The sequence below is a fragment of the Thalassoroseus pseudoceratinae genome (assembly GCF_011634775.1).
GTDB lineage: Bacteria > Planctomycetota > Planctomycetia > Planctomycetales > Planctomycetaceae > Thalassoroseus > Thalassoroseus pseudoceratinae.
Genome location: NZ_JAALXT010000005.1, coordinates 503498 through 519302, shown reverse-complemented (window position 1 = coordinate 519302; position 15805 = coordinate 503498). Strand labels below are relative to the sequence as shown.

Sequence of the window (15805 nt, the reverse complement as noted above, 5' to 3'; positions counted from 1 at the left end):
GAAGCCTTTCTCGGCGATGAGTTGAGGACAGAGAGGCAAGAACTGGAATGAAAGTTCGAACGTCCAACACATAACGGATGCCCCATTGTGACGAAAGGTTCGTGGCGTTCTCAAATGCGGTCGTTCCTCGCGTGCATTCGCATTGAGACAACACTCGTGGCAGTTGGTGAACACGATGGTCTGCGAACTGCTTGACGCACTGTAGCGTCCGCGATAGCGTGGGATTTCTTCAACGAGTTCTATTCTGAGGCTTATCATGCGCTCCGCTCTTCAATCCCTTGCCATTCTCATTCTGACCGGAATTTTCGCGTCCTCGACTACGGCGGCGGAACGTCCGAATGTGCTGTTCCTATTTGCGGACGATCAAGCCTTCGACACATTGGCGGCTCTTGGGAACGAGGAAATCGAAACACCGAATCTGGATCGGTTGGTCGCTAAGGGCACGACGTTCACGCGGACCTACAATATGGGCTCGTGGAGTGGTGCGGTGTGTGTGGCGAGTCGCACGATGCTCAACACCGGGCGGTTTTTGTGGAAGGCCGAGAAAGTCTACAAAAAGACTGATGCCGAACGTGAAGCCGGTCGGTTTTGGTCGGTCTTGATGGGGGAAGCCGGTTACGACACCTACTTCACCGGCAAATGGCACGTGCGAACCGATGCCGCGAAAGCGTTTGATACGGCGGGACACATTCGCGGCGGTATGCCGAATCAAACACCGAAAGGTTATAACCGCCCGATCGAAGGCAAAACCGACGAGTGGAAACCGTGGGACACGCAGTTCGATGGGTTTTGGAAGGGCGGCAAACACTGGAGCGAAGTCGTGGCCGACGATGCAGAGGGTTTTCTTCGGCAATCGAAACAAAGCGACAACCCGTTTTTCATGTACATCGCGTTCAACGCCCCGCACGATCCCCGGCAAAGCCCGCAGGAATATGTCGAGAAGTACCCGCTCGAAGACATCGCCGTTCCGGAAAGTTATGTGCCGGAGTATCCGTATAAAGAAGCGATGGGAGCCGGCAAAGGTCTGCGGGATGAAAAACTCGCGCCGTTTCCACGAACGGAATACGCGGTGAAGGTGCATCGGCAGGAGTACTACGCGATCATCACGCACATGGACGAGCAAATCGGACGGATTCTCGATACGCTCGAAGCAACCGGACAAGACAAGAACACCATGATCTTCTTCACCGCCGATCACGGTCTTGCCGTCGGACGACATGGTTTGATGGGCAAACAGAATCTGTTCGATCACAGCATCCGCGTGCCGATGATCGTCGTCGGTCCCGGTGTCCCGATCGGCAAGAAACTCGACGCTCAAGTGTATTTGCAGGACGTGATGCCCACAGCGTTGGAACTCGCCGGTGTGCAAAAACCGGATTACGTGCAGTTCCGCAGTTTGCTTCCGCTCATCACAGGCGAACGCGATCAGCAATACGACGCCATCTACTGTGCCTATCTGCAACTGCAACGTGCGGTGATTGAAGACGACTTCAAACTCATTCTCTATCCAAAAATCTCCCGGGCGTTGCTCTACAATTTGCAGGACGACCCATTGGAACTCGAGAATCTCGCCGACATGCCAAGTTCTCAATCGAAGATGCGTTCTCTTTTTGCAACGTTGCTCGAATTGCAACGGGAGACCGGCGACACACTCGATTTAAAATCTTCATTTCCCACGTTGGCTTCTGGGGCGACAAATACGAAGTGACATCTGCTCGGGAACCGTTGCCGGTGGAGTGTGGCCGACCTGCAACGGCGATGGACCGCTGAACTGGCGGGATCGTTAGAATCGATTCATTGACCCTGTTCCTCTTCGCTTGCCGACAAATTGGGGGGAAATCCGGTTCCGCATTTTGGGCATACGCAATCACAACCTACCTTATCTCTAGATGTTCGGAACTCCGCTCGTGGGCGGTCAAGGTCCGAGTCATATCGAGATTGAGAGGAGTGAGTGCATGTCCCAAGATGTTGGCTCGGAGATTCTGGAACAAGGAATTCAAACCGCGCGTGACGGACACCGTCTGTTGGCCCGGTTGCATCTTGAACAGGCATCGCAAGACGATCCACAAAACCCGGATGTGTGGATGTGGTTAGCCTGGGTGGCGGACTCGCCAACCGAAGCCGCGAAGTTACTTCGGCAGGCCGCCGAGGTGGCTCCGACCAACGCAACGGTAACGGCGGGTTTACGCTGGCTCGAATCGCTGTCCGGCGAACTCGCGGACGAATGCGAACCGGCTCCCATGGAGACCAGCGAAGTCGCGGAAGCCGAATCGACTCCGAACCCTGGTAATCTTCAGGGAACGCACTGGTCCGAGCCATCCGCGGACCAAGATGAGGACCAATCGGAGGACGACGAACTCACGGGCGACGATAACTGTGAGACCTATGAATGGTCGGTCGATGAACTTCTTGAGTCTTCCGAATCAGAATGGAAAGAACTCGATGATTCCGAAGTCGGTGAGATCCTGGAACTCGCCGCGGAACCGGAAGTCTTGGAAGTCACCGACGATGAACCTCTTAAGATGTTGGAAGTGGTCGAAGTCCTGAATGAAGAACCGGCTGACGCGCATGAATCCGACGCCGACGTCGAGGAAGCAAATCCCGAACCCCAAACGCCCCGCGTGTTGCTGCTCGATGCCAGCCCGACATTTCGGCAGTTGGCAACGCTGGCATTGCAACGAGCCGGCTACGACGTCGAAGCGACGGATGACGAGACGTATGCACTGGAGCATCTTTCCGACATCGAGCCGAATGTGATCTTGGTCGATTCCGCTACGCCGAACGTAGGGGGCTATCAGTGGTGCAAGACCATCAAGAAGCATGCCGAAACGCGACACATCCCTGTGTTGTTGCTCTCCGGCGAGGACAAACTGTTTGACCGGATGCGTGGTCGTTTGAGTGGTTGTGCCGGTTCGCTTTCCAAGCCGGTTTCCTGGGAAAACCTGATCGCCAAAGTCGGCCGTCACGTGGCCTCCTGTTAGCCGGTTGGTCAGCACACGCCTGACGCGAACCGTTCGGAAACCGCGACAACATCGAGAAAAGCCTGACAATCTTGTGGGAATGTGTCTCTCATGAATGCCGATAATTCACAGCCAACCCGCGAACACAGCGTCGTCGAGCCCACCGAGTACGAGCAAGCTCTGTTCTCGTTGCTGGGCCGACTGGACTACGAATTGTCCCGCTGGACCAACCCCGAAACAACGATGCTCCCCAACACTCGGCTGGAATCTGCTGAGGAAATGTTGGTCGAGATCTTGGACTTCTCGGAAAATTGGTGCGAACAGTCCCTCAGCGAGCAGGTTGGGCAATCTGCCTTCGAGCTACATAAAGCGGTGAAACACTTCAAGCGTCTGGCGACTCAGGAGTCGTTCGATGGACGCTCCGGACGGATTGCCTCGACGGAATCGGGCATTGATGTGGTCTACGGAAATGTTGGACGGCAGTTTCGCGACGCGTTCGAATCCACGTTGACTCAATTCGCAAGCGACGAAACACAAACCGTCGACGCGACCGCTTGGCAAGCGGTGTGCGAAACGTTCCTGCAAAACTTCCGCGAGCAATGGGAACTCACACTCGAATCCGTCTAACCCGTCGGCCGTCCGTTTGCGATTGGAGACTGGCAGCGTAACATGGGGCGTCACATGATGACGTTGCCTCGCTTCTCGAACTGTTGATCCGATCGGAAACCAAAATGCTCTTCGCTGCCACTGAAGAAAACACGCCGCAAGACTGGCAATCACAGTTTCAAGATTTTCTACCGGAGATTATTTCTTCGGCTGTCATCTTGGCGGTGACGTGGTTGATTGTCTTGGTGATTGTCCGAATTGTGCGTCGGGTTCTTGAATCGCAGAACGCTGACGTCAGTGTGATCGATTTCATTGTGAAGATGACCAAAGGCGTCATCTGGTCTTGTGCAATTATCACGGTGTTGGGCACATTAGGGATTGATGTCGCAGCGCTCGTCGGTGGTCTTGGTCTGACAGGGTTTGCGTTGGGGTTTGCCCTCAAGGACATCGTCTCGAATGTGCTTTCGGGAATGCTCTTGTTGATTTACCAACCGTTCGAACGCCAAGACCGCATCAAAGTGTCTGGCTGGGAAGGTGTGGTGACGGACATCGACTTGCGTTACACCACAATCGAAACCTCGAACGGTCTCGTACTGATTCCAAATAGCAACTTGTTCACGACCCCGGTGGAATTGCTGAACGTTCAACCCAAAACCGCGACCGATTCCAAGTGAAGCCATGCGTGCCCGATTGAAATTTCTAGTCGACTGCATCGCGGTCATCCTGATGGCACCGGCGGCGTGGATGTGTCGCGGAACGAGTACGTTTTCGTTTTGGTCGCAAACCGTCAGCCTGATTCCCGGCACGATCGGCGTGACGTTACGGCGGGGATTTTATCGGCAGGTGTTGCCGGCGTGCGAGGCGAACGTGTGCGTCTCCTTCGGCACCACGATTTCCCACCCGACCGCCCGATTGCATCGCAATGCGTATATCGGCAGCTATTGCACCTTGGGCGATGTGACCATCGAAGAAGACGTGCTGATTGCCTCGAACGTGTCGGTCATGAACGGTTGCCGACAGCATGGCACCGAGCGATTAGACATCCCCATCCGCGAACAACCCGGCGTGTACGAGCCGGTGACGATCGGTGCGGATTCTTGGATCGGTGAACGAGCGGTTATTGCGGCGAATGTGGGGCGTCATTGCATCGTCGGAGTCGGTGCCGTCGTCACCAAGCCGTTGCCGGATTACGCCGTCGCCGTCGGTGTGCCCGCCCGAGTGATTCGTTTTCGCAACGAATCATCCGATTCCGCAACTCCCCCCGAAGATCTCTCACCCGCCGAACTCGGCGTTCGCTGAGGCAACTTGCGGGAAACTACCTACTCGCACCGCCTCCGTCCCGGCACATTCCTCACTTGAGGATAAAGTTGCGTAGCACTTGGTCTTCGAGTCGTAGTGGACGCATTGCGTTTGCACTCGGAGACAGTGGGATCGTGACTGAACTTCGAGGCGTGGAATGTGCGGCATTGCGGGGGTTTTGTATCGAGACCCGAGCAGATTCGTCGAAGAATCGACCGTCGAGAACTTAGGCCAAGCGATCGCACATCGAGGACCGGACGGAGCGGGAACCTTCCGTGATGGGCCGCTCGGGTTGGTGCACCAGCGACTTTCGATCATCGACCTCGAAGGCGGTCGTCAACCGATGGGTAACGAAGACGATCGTGTACAAGTTGTCTTCAATGGGGAAATCTACAATCACGCCGAGCTGCGGCGACGGCTCGAAACGCAAGGGCACCGGTTCCGAACGCAGTCCGATACGGAAGTGCTGGTCCATCTCTACGAGGAACACGGTCCCGCGATGTGCGACCATCTGCGGGGCATGTACGCGTTCGCCATTTGGGATTCGCGGGAACACCAGTTGTTCCTGGCTCGTGATCGGGTCGGGCAGAAGCCGTTGTTCGTTTACCAGGATGAAGAAAAACTCGTCTTTGGTTCTGAACTGAAAGCGATTCTCGCTCATGAGGGGATTGATCGGTCGCTGTCTTCGTCGGCAATTCGCGACTACCTCACATTTGGAATCATTCCCGGTGATCGGTGCGTGTTCCAGAAGATTCGCAAGTTGCCATCGGCGTGCTGGATGCGAATCGACGCCGCGAATTGGCGTGTCTCACCGCAACGGTATTGGCGGTTGCAATTTCAGGAAGATGAAGACACATCGCTCGCGGAATGGAAGGAGCGAGTCGATGCGAAGTTGACCGAAACTATTCAGGCGCATCGCATCGCGGATGTTCCGGTCGGGGCGTTTCTGAGTGGCGGTTTGGATTCGAGTGTGGTTGTCTCGCACCTTGCCGCGGGAACGGAGTTGCAAACGTTTTCGATCGGCTTCGAAGAACATGCCTTCAACGAACTTCCGTACGCCAAGCAAGTGGCCGAGCAATTCGGAACGCGACACACCGAACAAATCGTGCGAGCCGAAGCCGTCGCCGGGTTGGATCGGTTGATTCATCATTACGACGAACCATTCGCGGACGCCTCTGCTGTGCCGACGATGTGCGTGGCGGAAGTCGCGGCGAAGGCGGTGAAGGTGGTGCTTTCGGGAGACGGTGGCGACGAAGCATTCGGCGGATACAGTCGGTACGGGCATGATCTCAAAGAAGACCGCTGGCGACGACGGTTGCCGAGCTGGTTTCGCTCGCAAGTGTTGTCTCGCATGGCGTCCCGTTGGCCTCAAGCAGATTGGTTGCCGCGACCGTTGCGATTGCGGTCGGCACTCACAAACCTTTCCCGATCGGCTGCCGACGCCTATCGCAATACCCTCGCCATTCGCGACGAAGCATGGCTGAATCGGCTGCTTCGCCCGGATGCGTTCACCGATGCCGAGCCGCGATTCGACATTGCCGCGACGTACCCCGACGGCAACGGTGACACGTTGGCGGGAATGCTCGCAGTCGATACGAACGTGCTGTTGCCGGACGATTTTCTCACCAAAGTCGATCGGGCCAGCATGGCGTTCGGTTTGGAAGTTCGTCCGCCGCTTGTGGACCATGAGTTACTTGAATTGACCGCCACGATTCCCTCGCAGTTCAAAATCCGCGATGGCGAAACGAAATGGTTGCTCAAGGAACTGTATCAAGATCGTCTCCCGCCGAAATTAGCCCATCGACGGAAACAGGGATTTGAGATTCCCGTCGATACCTGGTTACGCGGCCCGCTCCGGGATCAATGCGAAGCCTATGTGCTCGCCGACGGTTGCCGACTTCACGAGTTTGTGCAAGCCGACACCGTCCGCCGACTCGAACGACAACATCAGTCGGGAATTGGCCGACACGGAACGATGTTGTGGACGCTGCTCGTTCTCGGGCGTTGGTTGGAAACTTACGGATCTTCCCCTGCTTCTCATGATTCTTCCGCAAAGGCGGTGCTGAAATGAATTCGCCCCTCGTCAATGGGAAACCGGCAGAGCTCGTCGCAGGCTCTAACGTCACGACAATCCCCTTCACGCTTGCCAATCCCGTCCGTTGCAAACGACAAGACGTGCCCATCTCGCACGGCGTGTGTCTGCCGAGAGGGTTAGTCACGACATGCAACGGTTGGAGCGTCACCGGTTCGTCCGGACAAGCACTTTCGGCCCAGACGGAAATTCTCGCGCGATGGCCGGACGGTTCCGCGAAGTGGGTCCTTGTGGATTTCGTGGCGGACCACATCGAACCGGGACGTTCCGAATGGTCGATCACCACCGAGTCGGTGGACACCTTCGATGCCAAGTCCAAAGTCGAAATGACGCCGATGGCAAGTGGCCTGCAACTTCAAATCGACGATCGGCCGTTGCTGCCAATTGCGTTGCAGCTGCACGATCACGAGGGACGATCGGTGGCAACAACGTGGGAGTCCGTGAGCTGGGATGCCACTGGTCCGGTTCGGTGGTCGGCTCATGCGATCGGTGCATTGCAGGAGAACCCGTTGCGGGTTGCCATGCGGATCGATGTCTTTCCCGCGACCGGTCTCGTGCGATGCGATGTCACGTTGCACAATCCTCAGGCTGCCCAACACCAAGGCGGACTGTGGGACTTGGGCGATCCCGGTTCGGTCTTCTTTCAGGATTTCGCGGTTGAAGTTCCCGCGATTCTGGCGGATTCGTCGAGTGAATTGTCATGGCAATTGGAGCCGGGCACGTTCTGGAAGGACAGCGACCAAGTCGAATTTCACCTGCATCAAGAATCGAGCGGTGGAGAAAACTGGCGGAATGAAACGCACGTTGATCGTACCGGTCGCGTGCCCAGTCGGTACCGCGGATATCGGGTGAGTGAACCGACGGCGATCGAAGGACTCCATGCGGAACCGATCATCAAGATTCAAAACGCGAATCAAATGTTGCAGTGCGGCGTGCCGGAATTCTGGCAGCAGTTTCCGAAGGCATTGCGGGTCTGCGATGACACCGTGATCGTGGAACTGTTCCCACAGGATTGGCCGGGCGGACACGAACTCCAGGGTGGCGAACGAAAAACTCACACGATTTGGTTGCACACGTCCGCGACCGACGAAACGCAATCCCTCGAATGGATTCACCGGCCCGTTCGCGCGATACTCTCATCAGGATGGATTGACACCTGCGGGGTCTTTCGACCGGTGACTTGTAGCGACTCCGTCGGGCGAGTCGATCCGTATTTGAAGGAATCTCTCAGCGGAATGCACAGTATTTCGCGACGGCGGGAGATCACCGACGAGTACGGTTGGCGGAACTTTGGCGACATTCGAGCCGACCACGAACAAGCCGAGTTCGCGGGTGAGGCCCCGATCGTTTCCCATTACAACAATCAGTTCGATCTGGTTTTCGGCGGCATCCTGCAACTCACTCGGACAGGAGATCCGACCTGGTGGGAGTTGTTCGATCCGCTGGCTCGGCATGTGATGGATATCGACATTTATCACACCGAGGCCGACAAGGCCGCCTACTCGGGCGGAATGTTCTGGCATACCGATCACTTTCAGCACGCCCGGACCTCGACGCATCGCACGTATTCGCGGGCCAATCGGCCGGATGGAAAGGATTACGGCGGCGGTCCCAGTAACGAACACAACTACACCACTGGCCTGTTGACGTATCACTATCTCACCGGGTCGATGGCGGCGAAAGAAGCGGTCATCGGGTTGGCGGATTGGGTGATCCGCATGGACGATGGTCGCCGCACAATTTTGGGTGTGGTCGATGACGGTCCGACCGGCCTCGCGTCGGCGACGTGTGGTCTGGACAACCAAGTTCCGGGTCGCGGGGCGGGCAATTCACTCAATGCGTGTCTCGATGCCTGGGAACTCACCGGGGAAGATCGCTTCCTCACGTTCGCGGAAACGCTGATCGCCCGTTGCGTACATCCCGATGACGATGTGACCGCACTCGATTTACTCAATGCGGAATTGCGTTGGTCTTACGTTGTGTTTCTGACGTCTCTCGCGAAATATCTCGATCTGAAAACCGAATCCGAACAGTTCGACGATGCCTTCGATTACGCACGAGCTTCGCTGTTGCACTATGTCCGTTGGATGTTGCAGCACGAAAGTCCTTGGCTCGATCGGGCGGACGAATTGGATTACCCCAATGAAACCTGGGCGGCTCAGGAGATGCGAAAAGCGAACGTGTTGCGTTGGGCGGCTCGGTACACCGACGACGCGGAACTTCGTCGCAAGCTTTGTGAGCAAGGAAATGCATGGGCGGATCGGGCATGGAGCGATTTGAATCGGTTCGAGAATCGCACGGTCGCTCGATGCGTGTCGGTCTTGATGACCGAAGGTGCCCGGGATGCGTCTTTCCGTGACGGTGTCGAAACACTCGGAATCAGTCGTCCGTTGCCAACGAAATCATATCCGCCACGTGTTCCGTTCGTCCCTCAGAAAACACGTGTCAAAGCGATGCTCAAACGACCGACCCAATGGGCGTCGATCGCGTTGCGGATGATGAACCCGCGACGCTGGCGGTCGAAAGCTTAGTGACGAAATTCGTGTCCTCTAGATTTCTTATTAGTTCTTAGTTCGCTTGTTTTCCGGAATTGATCGAATGATTGCCCCCACTCACTCGCGACCGACGGTTTGCCAAGTCGTACACAGTTTGAATGTTGGTGGTGCGGAGTTGCTGGCCGCCACGTTGTCGCGTCGGTTGTCGGATCAGTTTCGCTTCGTTTTCGCGTGCTTGGACGAACTCGGCCCGGTTGGTGAAACGTTGCAATCGGAAGGTTTTTCGGTCGAGGTGTTGGGCCGGCAGCCCGGTGTCGATCGGCAATGTGCCAAACGTCTGTGGGAGTATTGTGAACGAGAGAATGTGCAACTCGTGCACGCTCATCAATACACTCCGTTCTTCCAAACGATGCTCGCTCGTCGGGGACGCCGAGGGTTGCCGATTCTGTTTACCGAACACGGACGGCATCATCCCGATGTCCGCAAAACCAAACGGGTGATTTGCAATCGACTCTTGCTCAAACGCGACGATCGGTTGGTCGGCGTTGGGGCGTCCGTACGCGACGCTTTGATCGAAAAAGAAGGTCTGCCGAGCGAACGTGTCGAGGTGATTTACAACGGTGTCGATCTGTCCGCGTTCGGCACGACCGATGCCAATCTGCGAAGTGAAGTCCGCGAGGAACTGAGTCTGGCCGACTCCGACTTGGTCGTGATGATGGTCGCTCGACTGCATCCGCTCAAAGATCATCTCACGGCTCTTGAGGCGGTGCGGTCGCTGTCGAAGTTGCGGCCGGACATCAAATTGGTTTTGGTTGGTGATGGTGAAGAACGCCCGCGGATCGGCTCGTTCATCAAGGAGCATTCGCTGGCGTCGAATGTGCGGGCCCTGGGTACACGGACCGACGTGGCTCGGCTGCTCTCGGCGGCGGATGTGTTTTTGCTTTCGAGCATCAGCGAGGGGATTCCGCTGACCATTATCGAAGCGATGGCTGCCCGCATTCCCGTCGTGTCGACCGATGTCGGTGGAGTCGGTGAAATGGTCACGCATGGAGTCACAGGATTGCTCGCACCACCGAAATCTCCCGAAGCAATCGCCGAACAGATTCTCACGGTTTCATCGGACGCTTCGCTGCGAGACACGCTCATCGAAAATGCCCGAGCGAAGGCATATGAAACCTTCTCACTCGAAGGGATGCTCAACGCCTACCGCAGCCAATACGAGGAGATGACCGATGTCTAACGAAACCGCCGCCGGTCCTTCGCTCCTTGTGTTCTCCGACGATTGGGGACGGCACCCTTCGAGTTGCCAACACCTCGTGCGACGGTTGCTTCCCGAGACATCCACGGTGTGGGTCAACACGATCGGCACCCGCACGCCGAAACTGAATTGGATGACGGCCAAACGCGTTTGGGAGAAGCTCCGTGATTGGCGACACGTCGAACCAACCGATACCGAATCGACACCGCAGAATCTGACGGTTCTCAACCCTCGCATGTGGCCATGGTTCACGCGAACACGGGACCGGCGTTGGAATCGGGCCTTGTTGACTCGCCAACTGAAACCGATCGTGGAATCGCTGCCGCAACCTGTCATTGCGTTGACGACACTTCCTATCACGGCGGACCTTCCTGGTCAGTTGCCAGTGGCGAAGTGGGTCTACTACTGCGTCGATGACTTCAGCGTTTGGCCCGGTTTGGATGGCGATACGCTCGCCAACATGGATCGGGACATGCTGCAAGCGGCGGATGATGTGATCGTGGTGAGCGAGACGTTGCAGGATCACGCGGTGAGTCACGGTCGGTCGCCGATGATGCTCACGCACGGCGTGGATTTGGAGCACTGGCGAAATGCAGTCAGTCCAAAACCGACGCAGGCGGATCGGGAAGAACCGATCATCTTGTTCTGGGGAGTGATTGATCGCCGCATGGATGTCGAATTCCTCGAAGCTTTGTCGAATGGACTCGATCGCGGGACGATTGTGCTGCTCGGTCCGCAACAAGATCCCGATCCGAAACTCTCGCGGTTGTCGCGGGTCGAGCTGCATCCTCCGGTGCCGTTTGCGGAGTTGCCAAGTTGGGCAGCCAAGGCATCGGTTCTGATCATGCCATACGTCGATGAACCGGTCACGCGGGCCATGCAACCGCTGAAACTCAAAGAGTATTTAGCGACCGGGCGAGCTGTGGTCACACGGCAGTTACCGGCTGTTCGGGAGTGGGACGACTGCTTGGACGCCGTGACGACACCCCAGACGTTTGCGGATCGTGTGATCGAACGCATCTACACCGATGTCCCGGTCGGTCAGCAAACCGCCCGTCAACGACTGACCAGCGAAAGTTGGGCCGCAAAAGCCCGTGTGTTGGAATCCGTCTGGAAGCCGCACGCTGAGATTTCTGTTACTCCTACCGAGACTGTAAGCCATGCCGAATGAAACTCCACGCCGTCCGTTCGTGCTGCACACTCGCGTTGTCACAGGAGTTGGCGGCGGACCGGAGAAGACAATTCTCAATTCACCCCGGTTTCTGGCGGATGCGGGTTACGACAGCGCATGTGCTTTCATGCATCCATCGAACGATCCCGGTTGGGCTTCGCTCGTCGAGCGGGCGGAGTTGGCTGACGCGGAGATTCTTTCCGTTCCCGATGGTGGCCCGTTCGATCCTCGGGTGCTTTACCGTTTGGTGCGGATTTGTCGGCAACGTGGCGTCACGATCTGGCATGGTCACGATTACAAAAGCAACGCGCTCGGCTTGGCGGTGGCGAAGCTGCACCCCATGAAACTTGTCACCACCGTGCATGGCTGGGTGACGAATACTCACCGATCGAAAGTCTATTACCACGTCGATCGTTGGTCGATGCGTTGGTACGACCGCGTGTTGTGCGTGTCGCCGGACTTGGTGGATCGCTGTTTGGCGGCCGGTGTGTCCGAAGAGCGTGTGCAACTCGTCGAGAACGGCATTCTAGCGGACGACTACGAACGTACGCTCTCACGTGAGGCAGCAAAAGCGAAATTCCATGTTCCGAGCAATCGCATTTTGATCGGTGCCCTCGGGCGGTTGTCTCCGGAAAAAGGATTCAATTTGCTGATCAAGGCGGTCAATGAGTTGATCCGGGAAGGTCGTGATGTCGGCTTGCTGATCGGGGGCGAAGGCGGTGAACACGCAAAACTGGCCACACAGATTCAGTCGGCGGGTCTGGAAGACCGGATTCATCTGATGGGGCACTTGTCTGATCCGCGTCAATTTTTTCAAGCGTTGGACATATTCGCACTGAGTTCGTTGCGGGAGGGGTTGCCGAACGTGGTTCTGGAAGCGATGGCCTGTGAATTGCCTATTGTCGCGACCCGAATTGCCGGAGTACCGCGAGCGATCGACGACCAAAAGAACGGTCTGCTGATCGAACCCGGACGGTGGGACAACTTGCGAGATGCCCTCCGGACGATGGTACTGTTTCCCGATCGTCGAACAGAATTCGGAATCGCGGCTCGAAAAACTGTTGTCGAGCGATTCGGTTTCGCCCGACGAATGGCGTCTCTGGTTGATGTCTATCGCGATGTCTTGCCAACCCCGGAGACCAAACCGACACCGGAACCGTTGACTGTCGGTTCAACCCTCTGACACAGCGGACTCCGAGACTCGTCTTTCCGACATTTCCATCGAGCCAACTATGACCTCCTTGCGAACTGCACCACCAGCCATTGCCACAATCACGCCGAAAATCATTGTTTCGCAGACGGCCCCCACGGGTTGGGACGAGTATCTCACGCAGCACGGTTATCTTGGCTTCCTGCTGCGAAGCGAATGGTCAGAGATCTTGCACGGTAGCATGCAACAACATCCACATTTTCTGACGGCGTATGCCGGTGAGAACATCGTCGGTGTGCTGCCGTTGTCACTGTTGGACACGTGGCTGTTCGGACGGTTTCTTGTGAGTTTGCCGTACTTGAACACCGGGGGAGTACTGGCAGACTCAGCGGAGTTCGCGAACGCTCTGATCGATCGGGCCACGCAATTGGCGGACGAACTCAATGTTCGCTCGCTAGAGTTGCGACACGAAACGCGACACGAACACCCCCGCCTGAACGCCGAGAATACCTCGAAAGTTCACATGCGACTCGCCTTGCCAGAGACGACCGAACAGCTCTGGAACGATCTGAAGTCCAAAGTTCGTAGCCAGATTCGCAAGCCGCTCAATGACAAACGCTTCGTCGCCGTGTGGGGAGGAACGGAACTGCTCGACGACTTCTATCAGGTGTTCTGCCGGAATATGCGAGACCTGGGGACACCACCGTTTCCCCGTTCACTGTTCGAGGGCATTCTCACCGCGTTCCCGAACGATGCCGAAATCTGTGCCGTGTACTACGAAGGCCAGTTGGCATCAGCAGCGTTGTTGGTTCACGGCCCAGGCGTGACGCAAGTGCCGAGTGCGAGCACCATCCGCGATTTCAATCCCACCGGCGTCAACATGCGAATGTATTGGCATTTGCTGTGTCGCAGTGTCGAACGCAGCCAGCACACGTTCGATTTCGGTCGAAGTACCGAAGGAAGTGGAACCTATCGCTTCAAAAAACAATGGGGAGCCCAAGCAGCACCCGCCATTTGGCAATCCTTAATTCGCAAAGGTAACGCCAACGAGATGCGGCCGGACAACGGGAAATTCAGCCTCGCGATTCGGGTGTGGCAAAAACTCCCCATCTGGCTAACCCGGTGGATTGGCCCGCGAATCGTTCGGGGAATTCCCTAAAATGTACATCGTTGAACTTTTGGGTAGATCTTACAACCGTTTCAGGTATCGTAATCGGTAGGACATCTAACATCTTGAAATTCGAGATGGAAGGGAATAATTGACGTAGGGGATGAGCGACGTATCGTTTCGCAGATCACGATCGTAGTCCCGCGAGGGCGGCAGGAATCGGAGCGAAAACGATGGCTGAAATGGCGGGTCTTCTGAAGCACGATGGTGACCGAGTCGATTCGATTCAGGCCGAGAAACTACTCCACCAATTGCAGCGAGGGACCGGTAACGGAATTGTTCTGCTCGGTGAAGCCGCCCTGATCCACACGCGTCTCAAGCCTGTCACGATGGCGGAGCGACAACCGGTCCAAAATGCCGACGGGACCATGTGTGCGACCGTCCTCGGACAACCCCAATGGGGCGAATCCCATCGACACGCCCAAGACCCTTTAGTTCCTCGAGAGCTTCTCGAATTCTACCAAGCTCGCGGACCAGCGGCTTTCCGGTATCTGTGGGGACAATGGGCAGCCGCCATTTGGGACGCACCGCGTCAACGCTTGGTCCTCGCCCGTGGATGGGAAGGCAGTCCGCAAATCTGGATGGCGGAACGTGACGACACCTTCACATATTCGACTTCCGCGAGCGTTTTTGATCCGAAGTCTCAGCCACCACAAGAGTTAGACACCCAAGAGACTCGGTTGCTGCGAATCCGACGAGCGACCCCCGTGATGGCCTGAATAGTTGTCGTCTCATAGCGTCTGATCTGCTCACTCTTCTCCTGATTTTCGTCGACCTTTGCCGGTTATGCCGGACAGAATTCCGAAAATCCGTTTGTCGCTGCCTTTTTTGCCAACAAACGTCCGTTCCGCAACGTAAAGAATGTGGAATGGAGGCAAAGACGAGATCAGTTGCCGAGCGAAAGAGAATTGAGATTTCGGCAGAATTTTCACGATTCGCAAATTTCCTTCCTGTTTCGGCCGGCCTATAGTTCATCGTCCGCCCCCCCATTTCTCCTAAACACGTCTCTGCGACGCACGGAATCACCCAGTAACACGAACGTGATTCGTGCCGGAGGAAGGAACGTACTCATGGCGAGAAAAGATGCACTACTCCGACTTCACGAGCGTTTGATCAGCAAACGAGACGCTCTCCGGAAGAAGCTCCTTCGCGAGTTCGAGCGTTCCCAAGATTCCGACGTGGGTCTCGAGCGAGGTGGTGATGTTTGCGATGCCGCTTTGGATGGTGAATCGGATGAGCTCAACACTCACATCGCCGAGCTAGAGAGTCGCGAACTCAAGCAAATCGAACGAGCTATCCAACAAATTCGCACCGGTCGCTATGGGCAATGCGAGATGTGCGACAAGTCGATTCCCATCGAACGCCTCAAGGCCCTTCCGTTCACCCCGTTGTGCATCAACTGCCAACGGCTTCACGAGCAAGAAGGCGGAAGCTCTCACGATTTCGAGGCGAATTGGGAATCTGCCTATGAAATGGAAGGCCGCATGAGTGAGAAAGAATTCACCATCGGCGATATCGACGTGAGAGATTAGGTCGATTTGACATCAGCAAGCACGCCTCGAAGTATCGCTCTCGAGGCGTGCTTTTTTTGCGCGTGTCTTTCCAC

13 protein-coding genes are annotated in these 15805 nt (G+C 56.3%); all 13 read left to right on the top strand.

The genetic code is table 11. The features are described 5' to 3' along the window. Positions 1–256: 256 nt before the first annotated feature. The 13 genes from G6R38_RS19790 (at position 257) to G6R38_RS19730 (ending at position 15731) form a co-directional block, all read left to right on the top strand. Positions 257–1708 (top strand): sulfatase-like hydrolase/transferase, encoded by a 1452-nt coding sequence (locus G6R38_RS19790; protein WP_166830316.1) that lies wholly within the window; start codon positions 257–259, stop codon positions 1706–1708. A 247-nt stretch (positions 1709–1955) separates the two neighbouring features. Beyond that, the gene (locus tag G6R38_RS19785; protein WP_166830314.1) at positions 1956–2981 is read left to right on the top strand and encodes a response regulator; all 1026 of its coding nucleotides are present in this window, start codon (positions 1956–1958) and stop codon (positions 2979–2981) included. A gap of 90 nt (positions 2982–3071) precedes the next feature. Then, positions 3072–3587 (top strand): hypothetical protein, encoded by a 516-nt coding sequence (locus G6R38_RS19780; protein WP_166830312.1) that lies wholly within the window; start codon positions 3072–3074, stop codon positions 3585–3587. A 104-nt stretch (positions 3588–3691) separates the two neighbouring features. Continuing rightward, positions 3692–4240, top strand: a complete 549-nt coding sequence (locus tag G6R38_RS19775; protein ID WP_166830310.1) for a mechanosensitive ion channel family protein — start codon at positions 3692–3694, stop codon at positions 4238–4240. Between the two features lie 4 nt (positions 4241–4244). Beyond that, positions 4245–4865, top strand: a complete 621-nt coding sequence (locus tag G6R38_RS19770) for an acyltransferase (protein ID WP_166830308.1) — start codon at positions 4245–4247, stop codon at positions 4863–4865. 157 nt (positions 4866–5022) lie between these two features. After that, complete coding sequence (asnB, locus tag G6R38_RS19765) at positions 5023–6936, top strand: asparagine synthase (glutamine-hydrolyzing) (RefSeq protein ID WP_166830306.1); 1914 nt, start codon at positions 5023–5025, stop codon at positions 6934–6936. Beyond that, positions 6933–9488, top strand: a complete 2556-nt coding sequence (locus G6R38_RS19760) for an RIFT barrel domain-containing protein (protein WP_166830304.1) — start codon at positions 6933–6935, stop codon at positions 9486–9488. Before asnB ends, G6R38_RS19760 begins: the two co-directional genes overlap by 4 nt. A 67-nt stretch (positions 9489–9555) precedes the next feature. Beyond that, on the top strand, positions 9556–10692 hold the full coding sequence (locus G6R38_RS19755; RefSeq protein WP_166830302.1) for a glycosyltransferase: 1137 nt from the start codon (positions 9556–9558) through the stop codon (positions 10690–10692). Beyond that, positions 10685–11881: a glycosyltransferase gene (locus G6R38_RS19750; protein WP_166830300.1), complete on the top strand. Its 1197-nt coding sequence runs from the start codon at positions 10685–10687 to the stop codon at positions 11879–11881. The genes G6R38_RS19755 and G6R38_RS19750 overlap by 8 nt, the downstream gene beginning before the upstream one ends. Then, the gene (locus G6R38_RS19745; protein ID WP_166830297.1) at positions 11871–13064 is read left to right on the top strand and encodes a glycosyltransferase family 4 protein; all 1194 of its coding nucleotides are present in this window, start codon (positions 11871–11873) and stop codon (positions 13062–13064) included. The genes G6R38_RS19750 and G6R38_RS19745 overlap by 11 nt, the downstream gene beginning before the upstream one ends. A gap of 49 nt (positions 13065–13113) precedes the next feature. Next, on the top strand, positions 13114–14190 hold the full coding sequence (locus G6R38_RS19740) for a FemAB family XrtA/PEP-CTERM system-associated protein (RefSeq protein ID WP_166830295.1): 1077 nt from the start codon (positions 13114–13116) through the stop codon (positions 14188–14190). Positions 14191–14372: 182 nt separating this feature from the next. Continuing rightward, a complete protein-coding gene (locus G6R38_RS19735; RefSeq protein WP_166830293.1) occupies positions 14373–14918 on the top strand; it encodes a class II glutamine amidotransferase domain-containing protein in 546 nt (181 codons plus the stop codon). A 351-nt stretch (positions 14919–15269) separates the two neighbouring features. Further along, on the top strand, positions 15270–15731 hold the full coding sequence (locus tag G6R38_RS19730; RefSeq protein ID WP_166830291.1) for a TraR/DksA family transcriptional regulator: 462 nt from the start codon (positions 15270–15272) through the stop codon (positions 15729–15731). Positions 15732–15805: the final 74 nt, after the last annotated feature.

What these genes read in the sequence shown, in the direction of transcription:
- G6R38_RS19790 (WP_166830316.1), top strand. Translation starts at nt 257, where the DNA reads ATGCGCTCCGCTCTTCAATCCCTTGCCATTCTCATTCTGACCGGAATT.
- G6R38_RS19785 (WP_166830314.1), top strand. Translation starts at nt 1,956, where the DNA reads ATGTCCCAAGATGTTGGCTCGGAGATTCTGGAACAAGGAATTCAAACC.
- G6R38_RS19780 (WP_166830312.1), top strand. Translation starts at nt 3,072, where the DNA reads ATGAATGCCGATAATTCACAGCCAACCCGCGAACACAGCGTCGTCGAG.
- G6R38_RS19775 (WP_166830310.1), top strand. Translation starts at nt 3,692, where the DNA reads ATGCTCTTCGCTGCCACTGAAGAAAACACGCCGCAAGACTGGCAATCA.
- G6R38_RS19770 (WP_166830308.1), top strand. Translation starts at nt 4,245, where the DNA reads ATGCGTGCCCGATTGAAATTTCTAGTCGACTGCATCGCGGTCATCCTG.
- asnB (WP_166830306.1), top strand. Translation starts at nt 5,023, where the DNA reads ATGTGCGGCATTGCGGGGGTTTTGTATCGAGACCCGAGCAGATTCGTC.
- G6R38_RS19760 (WP_166830304.1), top strand. Translation starts at nt 6,933, where the DNA reads ATGAATTCGCCCCTCGTCAATGGGAAACCGGCAGAGCTCGTCGCAGGC.
- G6R38_RS19755 (WP_166830302.1), top strand. Translation starts at nt 9,556, where the DNA reads ATGATTGCCCCCACTCACTCGCGACCGACGGTTTGCCAAGTCGTACAC.
- G6R38_RS19750 (WP_166830300.1), top strand. Translation starts at nt 10,685, where the DNA reads ATGTCTAACGAAACCGCCGCCGGTCCTTCGCTCCTTGTGTTCTCCGAC.
- G6R38_RS19745 (WP_166830297.1), top strand. Translation starts at nt 11,871, where the DNA reads ATGCCGAATGAAACTCCACGCCGTCCGTTCGTGCTGCACACTCGCGTT.
- G6R38_RS19740 (WP_166830295.1), top strand. Translation starts at nt 13,114, where the DNA reads ATGACCTCCTTGCGAACTGCACCACCAGCCATTGCCACAATCACGCCG.
- G6R38_RS19735 (WP_166830293.1), top strand. Translation starts at nt 14,373, where the DNA reads ATGGCTGAAATGGCGGGTCTTCTGAAGCACGATGGTGACCGAGTCGAT.
- G6R38_RS19730 (WP_166830291.1), top strand. Translation starts at nt 15,270, where the DNA reads ATGGCGAGAAAAGATGCACTACTCCGACTTCACGAGCGTTTGATCAGC.